Below are 7,422 nucleotides of genomic sequence, written 5' to 3' on the forward strand. Positions count from 1 at the left end.
TCCTTGTGTGTTCGTAGTACTTACTATAGATCAATGCCCTTTTGTGCCTGGATACCGTTACGAAAAGCATGCTTAACGTCGGTCATTTCAGTAACTGTATCGGCTATTTCGCATAGGGCAGCAGGCGCACCGCGTCCGGTAACAACAACATGCTGCATAGTCGGGCGATTTTTTAAATCGTTTAGCACAGCAGTTAAATTCAACCAGCCAAATTTTAGTGGATAAGTCAATTCATCCAGCACAATCAAATTTATCGACGGATCACGCAGCATTTTCTGTACGATAATCCAGCCACGTTGCGCTGTCTCGGTATCTCTCTGAAGATTTTGCGTATCCCAGGTGAAGCCTTCTCCCAATACATGCCAGACGACATTGTTCTGTTTCCGGAAGAATGCTTCCTCGCCTGTGTCTGAGCGACCTTTAATAAATTGCGCCACCCCTACACGCATATCATGTCCGAGTGCTCGCGCAAGCATGCCAAAAGCCGAACTCGATTTACCTTTACCGTTACCTGTAAGAATCAGAAGTAAACCTTGTTCACGATCCGCGCGTGCTATTGCTTCATCAATGACTTCCTTTTTACGCTGCATGCGTGCACGGTAGCGCTCCGCACGACCGGATTCAATCATACTGCTATCCTGCGGCATTGTTTGAATTGAATTGCTGAGAAATGAATATTAGGAACATGTGAATTACAATGGTTATACCCAGATAAAACACAAATGTCTCAGCATAGAGGGGGAAGTATTTGATGAGTTGCTCACCAAATTCATTGAAATTTGCTTCAGCGATGCGACCGGAAAAGAAATAGAAACCACCACTCGAAAATAATTGGCATAAGGTTAAGCCGGCCATGGCACTGATAGAGAGTGGCAGTAGAGTACTCCATGTGAATTGATGGCGTTCTTCGTACCAGCGGCCAGCGAACCATAAAGAAACGTAAGCTGGTAACAGAAATATATAAGCCGGGGTCAGGCAATAATCACTTACACCGCCCCAGTAAGTCGCGGCAAAATCCAGCCACCAGCTCAATGCAAAGAAGCCTAATAACGGCCAAGTGGAACGCAGATACACACCGGCAAAAAAGAAAATGGCCCAGGATGCGTCTGCCATATTATGTGTCGAGACAAAATGATGACTGCGGGTGAGTATCATCAATAATACGAGCAATATTCCTATTTGTATTTGACTGCGAATAGATAAGGTCAACATATTGGATTCCTCAGTTAGGGTTGGTAACGTACCATGGCAAAGAAGCTTCGCCCCGGTTGATTATAGAATGCTGCTGTTTCATAGCGCTCATTAAGTAAATTTTCAATGCGACCCTGCAGGCGCCAATGTCTATTAAAGTTATATTCAGCGCGAAGATCAAATTTTACATAACTATCCAATTTGAGGGTATTGGCGAGATTATCGTAGCGCTGACCTTCGACCAGCAGCATTGCACCCAATGCATACCGGCCGAACTGACGATCGGTATCCAGCCGGAATGATTGTTCAGCGCGTCGTGGCAGTATATTACCGCGATTTAACCCGGATGAACGATCTTCTGGATTCAAAAGTGTCAGGTTAGTATTGATTTGCCAGCCTTTAATCTGCGTGCCGAGTATGCCTTCAAATCCTCGGATACGCGCTCTGTCAACATTTATGGGTTGAAAGGTTTCAGCGTCAAATGCGATCAGATGTTTAATCTGAGTTTCAAACACATTCAACGACCAATTGCCCCAATCGGCTTTGCCACGAGTGCCAAATTCATAGCTGTGAGAATCCTCTGGACGTAGATTGGGATTGCTTGAGAAGGGAAAATATAACTCATTAAATGTCGGTGCTTTAAAGGCGTTGCCGAAATTGAAAAGTAAACGGATATTTTCAGTAATCGGATAACTCCAGCCGGCACCGCCTGTTACTCGGCTGCCAAATTGCTGGTTATCGTCATGACGCAGAGATAGTTGGATATCATGCTTGGCAAACGTTGCCTGATGTTGCGCAAAAACCCCCCAATTGTTCCGTGAATGAACAGTAAAAGCCTCGGTGCTTCTAACATGGTCTTTCTGATAATCCATACCAATGGTCAATAGGTTATTGGGGTTCACGGTAAAATCATTCAATACGGAAATCGTATCACGTATGGTATTAAACCGGCTTTGGAAAGCAGTGCCAAGAAAATTATCCGAATCTTCCCGGCTGCGTCCGCCAATCAGACTAATGCGCCAGAAATCCAGTGGGGAATATCGTGCTGTGCCCCCCAGGACTTGTTGCATTAAAACAGCTTTGTTGGCAAAGTTGCCATCAAACTGGGTTTTTCCGGCAGATTGCATAAAACTACCATCAATTTCCAATCCATTCTGAAAGCGATATCCGGCGCGCGTGGATCCGGCGACATTACGGTAACCATCACGATCGGGTTCAAGCTCATTAATAAAGCAGCCGGCGTTGCTAGAACCGGTACAAGCATTAAATCCTTGGGTACCAATGCCGCTGGCAGTCATATTAAACCAACCTTGCTTACCGCCATACGACAACCCCGTGGAACCTTCCAAGGTACCGAAGCTGCCGCCACCAAAGCCAAAGGCTGGCTTAAGTCCAGCGCCGTCACCTTTGCGTGTAAAAATATGAATGACACCACCAATAGCTTCAGAGCCATATAAGCTGGAGCGTGGGCCACGCACGATCTCAATACGATCAATCTGATCAATAGGAATGTTTTCAAATGCCGTCGTGCCGGATGTGGCCGAACCAACTTTGATGTTGTCGATCATCACCAGAACATGATCCGACTCGGTACCACGCATTTGAACAAACGTGGCTTTACCGGCTCCGCCCTGATTGACTACGTTAACACCTGGAACACCGCGAAATAAATCCTGAATCGAACGTGCCTGTTGACGCTCAATGTCCTTGCGGGTAATAACCGTTACCGAAGCCAGCGCAGAATCAACGGTCTGTGCCGTGCGGGTTGCAGTGACAATGACAGGTTTTTCCTGATGATCCGCATTCGCTGCGAATAGAGATGTGGTGATACCCAGAGATAACAAGGCCAGCGCCGGAAAGCGGCTTCTTTGCATGATCTGATTCCTTCGCGCACACCCGCGTGTTTTTAAATTTAGAAATTACGGAGTGCAGAAGGAAGATCGGGAACAGGACAAACGGACTAGCCCGTAAAAAGGCTATTCGAAATGCCATTGATTGCCCTCCGCAATACCGCAGTATGTTTACTTCAGGCCGGTCTCCGGACTCATGAGCGGAATAAATTCCAGATCTGCGCCTTCCCGTGAAATCGTTCACAGTGGCATGATGCAGATAATTTACTCATTTACCGTTGCGGGGGCAGTGCTGGCATTGTTTAATTATTAATTAATTTGAAACGCACCAGCTTCCCGTTTAACTTTCAAGGAAGACGCTTGAAGGCACCTGAAATGTGAGGGCGAAACTTACCTGACCCGTGGCAAGTATGTCAAGAAAATTAGTGGATTGATTTCAATGAGCGTAACATTAAGTCGCGACTGTGAAGCACGCAGGTGTTCGCATGGTGCGTAGTGGATCCTAAGCTGGCATATCGTTGAGAGGTACATTATCAGCAATCTGTAACTTGAAAGCAGCTAATTTTATTGATAATGACGTGTTATCTGAAGCAATATCTTTATTTCCATGGCTCTATTCCAATACCAATATCGCGATCAAACAATTTTTTATCTAGTTTCTCGATCCGTTTTTCCATTACACGCTTAAGTCTTGCACGATTAAGATGAAAATGACTTAATTTGAGCTCAAAGAAAGCGCTTGAATCATTTGCCGCTTCGATATCCTGTTCTATCCATATCCAAGCACGAGGATCTGCCGATTTGAGGAAAAGTATCCAAGCAGCATAGGCCTCTTCAGGCTTGTTTGCCTTTAAATAGGCTTCCCACCAATGATGCGCGCAAGCTTCAATCCAACGGAAACGAGCAGATTTCATTTCTAGAGATTGATGGCTGGTCTTAATCTCACCTTCCGACCAAGCATCTGGAATAGGAAGAATGTTGTTTGCTGTGAATCCTGAGAGAACGACACCGCGTTTTCGTCTCCAAGCAAGCGAAGATTTTCGATCTGATTCAATCATCTCATTTAACCAGACGGCTCTGCCATTATACGAAGCGGCAATCGCTATATTTAGTAAATCTTGATCGGTATTGCTGTAATCAAGATCAAACAACTCTGTACGCAATGCGATGACCTCGGGAGAGTCGGATACACGGAAGATCATGTGCAAAGAATCTTCGATATCCGCTTTGCCAAGATAACGTGTGGATATCGTTGCGCGGAGAGATCGCCATAAATCCACACCTCGCACGGGATCGTAAGAAAGAAGTGCTTCACACAATGCAAGATATGTGCCTTCAGCCAAGTGAACGCGGCGCTTGAAATCCAGCGTAAGTTCCTGATAGCCTTCAAGCCAACGCTCAACCATATTCGATGCATGTTGCAAAACTGGGATGAAGTCAGTTGCATCTGGAATTGTGAGATATAAATCTGCACCAGATGTTCTTGCTTCATTGATACGTGAGACGGCTGTTTCGGCGGCGAGTCGGTGTGCTTTTATCCATGCATCATCATCCATGGTTACTCCGAATGCAACAGATGGATCACTGGTATCAGTTTGGCTTTGATGTGGTGTAACAGAAAATGAAAAGGGAGAAATCTTCGCGGCATTCCGGTCGAACGATAAAGTTGATCCAGGATCAGGTTCACCGAGTTTCTCCGCTAAAAGTATATGCCCTATGATTTCAGCCGCAAGCCGTGTTTCTTTGGCATCAGCACCACGTAAGCGTACGGCTTCCAATAATCGCCATGGCGCCAATCGTGGCGCTATTTGATCAAAAGGAAGCGCTCGCGTCGCTTCAATAAGAGCACCGGTGCCGTAGTGATTAATCCAGAAATGTTTGTTTGCGCTCCACTGCCAATTTTCTGCCATCAGCATTTACCCAAAGCGAGCTGCATTGGAAAGGGTAAGGGTTTTAAAAGCAACATCACAAAATTCATGATCGGTTTGGTGCGCAAAATCAATTAGCCATGACCAAGCACCATCACTGAACTCGATTGGATGGATGGATAAAAGAAGAAGAAGGTCGTTTTTTTGTTTAGATGACCCATTAGCATAGCGGACAATCAGCGTATCGACATCTTCCGGGCTGGGCGGCTGTAAGACCTGACTGTATTCTAAGTTTGCACTGATTAATGCATCAAATTGAGCTTGTGCATCAAGTTTCAGTATTTCTACCATTAGAAGCTGGTTAGCAACAAAATATTCCTGTTTCCTATCAGAGTCAGAGTTACTCAATCGTAAAGTTTTTGCTGCTTCGGCTTCTTTTTTACCTGCCAATAATAGATGATCAGTTACATGGATTGCGCACCAATAGAGAGATTCTGCAGGACATGAAGCGATGCTTTGAATTTTATGGCGTATTATATCAGCCAGTTGATCAGGTACGCATCGAGCAAAAGAATGCTCTAATTGCTCAAAATTGTGATCCTCAGTGGTATATGAGCTGTGTCTATTGAGTTTGTCGACTTCAATGCAAGCAATATGCTTGCAAATCTCGGTGATAAAAGAGATTGGCGGTTGGAAAGCTGGGTCAAACCAAAATTCATTGGTCCTTTGTACACGCCAAGATAAAGAAGATTCATCATCGTTTAGCGCAAGATTGGCATGCCGTCTTTCAAGTGCGAAAAAGCTATGACCTGGGTTTGGTAAGTAATCTTTTTCATAGGTATACCAGCGATCAATACGAGGATCGATCATTGCGGCATCCGTTTCATCTGATTCCTGGCCAGTTAGCAGAAGTAAAAGTGCGGCGATACGATCAGGGATGCCTGGATTTATACCCAGCTCTGGCTGCCGCTGTCGGATTTTTTCTGCGAGTTCGCGTAAAGCCAAGGATGTTTCATCTGGATCGATTTCGTTCAATAAACAGAGCCATTTTAGAGCATCCCAGCCTTCACAACGATTTCGAATTGCTAGTGTGATTGCTGCTGCTTCAAAAATTGGCAATGCACGAGCGAGCGGAAATCCTTCCATGATCGAAGGTGCTGTTATCTGTAATGTGCCATCGTATTGATCAGCGAGCTCCAATGCGATCCCGGCAATCGTGGTTTTTCCTGATGAGTCGATGCCAATCCGGCGTATAAAGCCTTCAGATCGATTTTTTTCATAATCTGCGCCTTGATGTGGATAGATATCTCTGGAAACGATACTGAACCATTGTTTTATTCGTGTGAATATCACGGTCGCAGCTGCATTGTTATCACGTGGAATCGCTCGCAGCGCATTAACGGCCCAAAGTCGCGCAGAGGTATGAGTATCGCTGTCTGATTGTTCTATTGCGACAAGTAGCGCATCAATTAGATTCGGGGCAAGTGCGGTTAATTCTCTGCGGTGGCTATCGGTTACATTCTGAGTTTGCAACCATGCTGTGACAAGCACTTCTGCTTGAATATGAGGTTTCGAATTCTGTTCTACCAAAATAGAAACAGATGCCCGCAAGATTTCCGCACGTTCGTCAAGTCCCGTAATGGGTTCGAGCCATTGCGTGAGCGCGGTATGAAGTAACGTAAAATCAGCTTCCGCCACAGTGTCAAGGTGGGTTAATAGCGCAACACCAAGAGCATGTTCAATTACTGTCGGAGTAAAGTGTAAATTGCCTGATAAGTTAGGCTTCGCAAATCGACCATCGATGATGTCACTCAGGCGTGCATAATTTTCTGATTCGTTAAGATCGGGACGACTTACTGATTCGCCAAGAGATTTAATTGTGTGCTCTTTGATGCCGTCGCGGTATTTCTGTGCAATTGCTTTTAACCAGGTTTGCCATTCATTTTCGCTAAATGACTTTCCGGCACGGACTCCCAAGGTGTCACGACCATATTCCCAAAGTAGTCTGTGAACAGTAACTTGGCCCGCTTCGATCAATCTATCGCGAAATCGAACTACGAGTGCGAATAAGCGAGGTGTGCGGGCTAGCTCAATTAGGTCTGAGTGTAAATCAGTCCGAGTTAAATCCTCGAACTCTAGCATCTGGTCGAGTTCACCTCCTGGCGTTGTATCGTAATTATCGACTTCAATAGGTTTCGCTGCAGAAATCAGGCCGCGAAGACTTGAGAGTTTGTTTTCAAAGTGATGTCTACGTGTACTGATGATCACCCGTACTTTTGTTGAAAATAATTCACTTTGCAGAATCTTAAGAAGCGGTAGCCACTGAACAGATGGTTCTTGATTCAACCCATCGATGAAAATAGTGAAAACAGGGCCTTCATCCGTTGGCCGCTTCAATAAATAATCAAGCCGTCGCAAGAGCTATGATCATTTCTGGTGTATGTAAGGAGAAGAGAGCGGTGTAATCTGTTGATAAAGATCTGCCCAGATCGATTATCAAAATAAGGAGAACA

At 45.2% G+C, this 7,422-nt stretch carries 5 protein-coding genes and 1 riboswitch; all 5 genes read right to left on the minus strand.

From position 1 onward, the window contains the following. Positions 1-23: 23 nt before the first annotated feature. Positions 24-629 (minus strand): cob(I)yrinic acid a,c-diamide adenosyltransferase, encoded by a 606-nt coding sequence (gene cobO / locus C4S39_RS09830; RefSeq protein WP_103966842.1) that lies wholly within the window; start codon positions 627-629, stop codon positions 24-26. 4 nt (positions 630-633) lie between these two features. Further along, positions 634-1,212: a hypothetical protein gene (locus tag C4S39_RS09835; protein ID WP_103966843.1), complete on the minus strand. Its 579-nt coding sequence runs from the start codon at positions 1,210-1,212 to the stop codon at positions 634-636. Between the two features lie 14 nt (positions 1,213-1,226). Further along, positions 1,227-3,065: a TonB-dependent vitamin B12 receptor gene (gene btuB, locus C4S39_RS09840; RefSeq protein WP_103966844.1), complete on the minus strand. Its 1,839-nt coding sequence runs from the start codon at positions 3,063-3,065 to the stop codon at positions 1,227-1,229. A 138-nt stretch (positions 3,066-3,203) separates the two neighbouring features. Next, positions 3,204-3,430, minus strand: a riboswitch (cobalamin riboswitch). A gap of 210 nt (positions 3,431-3,640) precedes the next feature. Next, complete coding sequence (locus tag C4S39_RS09845) at positions 3,641-4,951, minus strand: hypothetical protein (protein WP_146059760.1); 1,311 nt, start codon at positions 4,949-4,951, stop codon at positions 3,641-3,643. A gap of 6 nt (positions 4,952-4,957) precedes the next feature. After that, positions 4,958-7,327 (minus strand): hypothetical protein, encoded by a 2,370-nt coding sequence (locus tag C4S39_RS09850; RefSeq protein WP_103966846.1) that lies wholly within the window; start codon positions 7,325-7,327, stop codon positions 4,958-4,960. Positions 7,328-7,422 lie beyond the last annotated feature (95 nt).

The sequence above is a fragment of the Nitrosomonas ureae genome (genome assembly GCF_900108305.1).
In the GTDB taxonomy this organism is placed as follows: Bacteria; Pseudomonadota; Gammaproteobacteria; order Burkholderiales; family Nitrosomonadaceae; genus Nitrosomonas; species Nitrosomonas ureae_B.

Bases quoted from the DNA above. Each gene is read 5' to 3' on its own strand.
- cobO (WP_103966842.1), bottom strand. From the start codon at position 629: ATGATTGAATCCGGTCGTGCGGAGCGCTACCGTGCACGCATGCAGCGT.
- C4S39_RS09835 (WP_103966843.1), bottom strand. From the start codon at position 1,212: ATGTTGACCTTATCTATTCGCAGTCAAATACAAATAGGAATATTGCTC.
- btuB (WP_103966844.1), bottom strand. From the start codon at position 3,065: ATGCAAAGAAGCCGCTTTCCGGCGCTGGCCTTGTTATCTCTGGGTATC.
- C4S39_RS09845 (WP_146059760.1), bottom strand. From the start codon at position 4,951: ATGGCAGAAAATTGGCAGTGGAGCGCAAACAAACATTTCTGGATTAAT.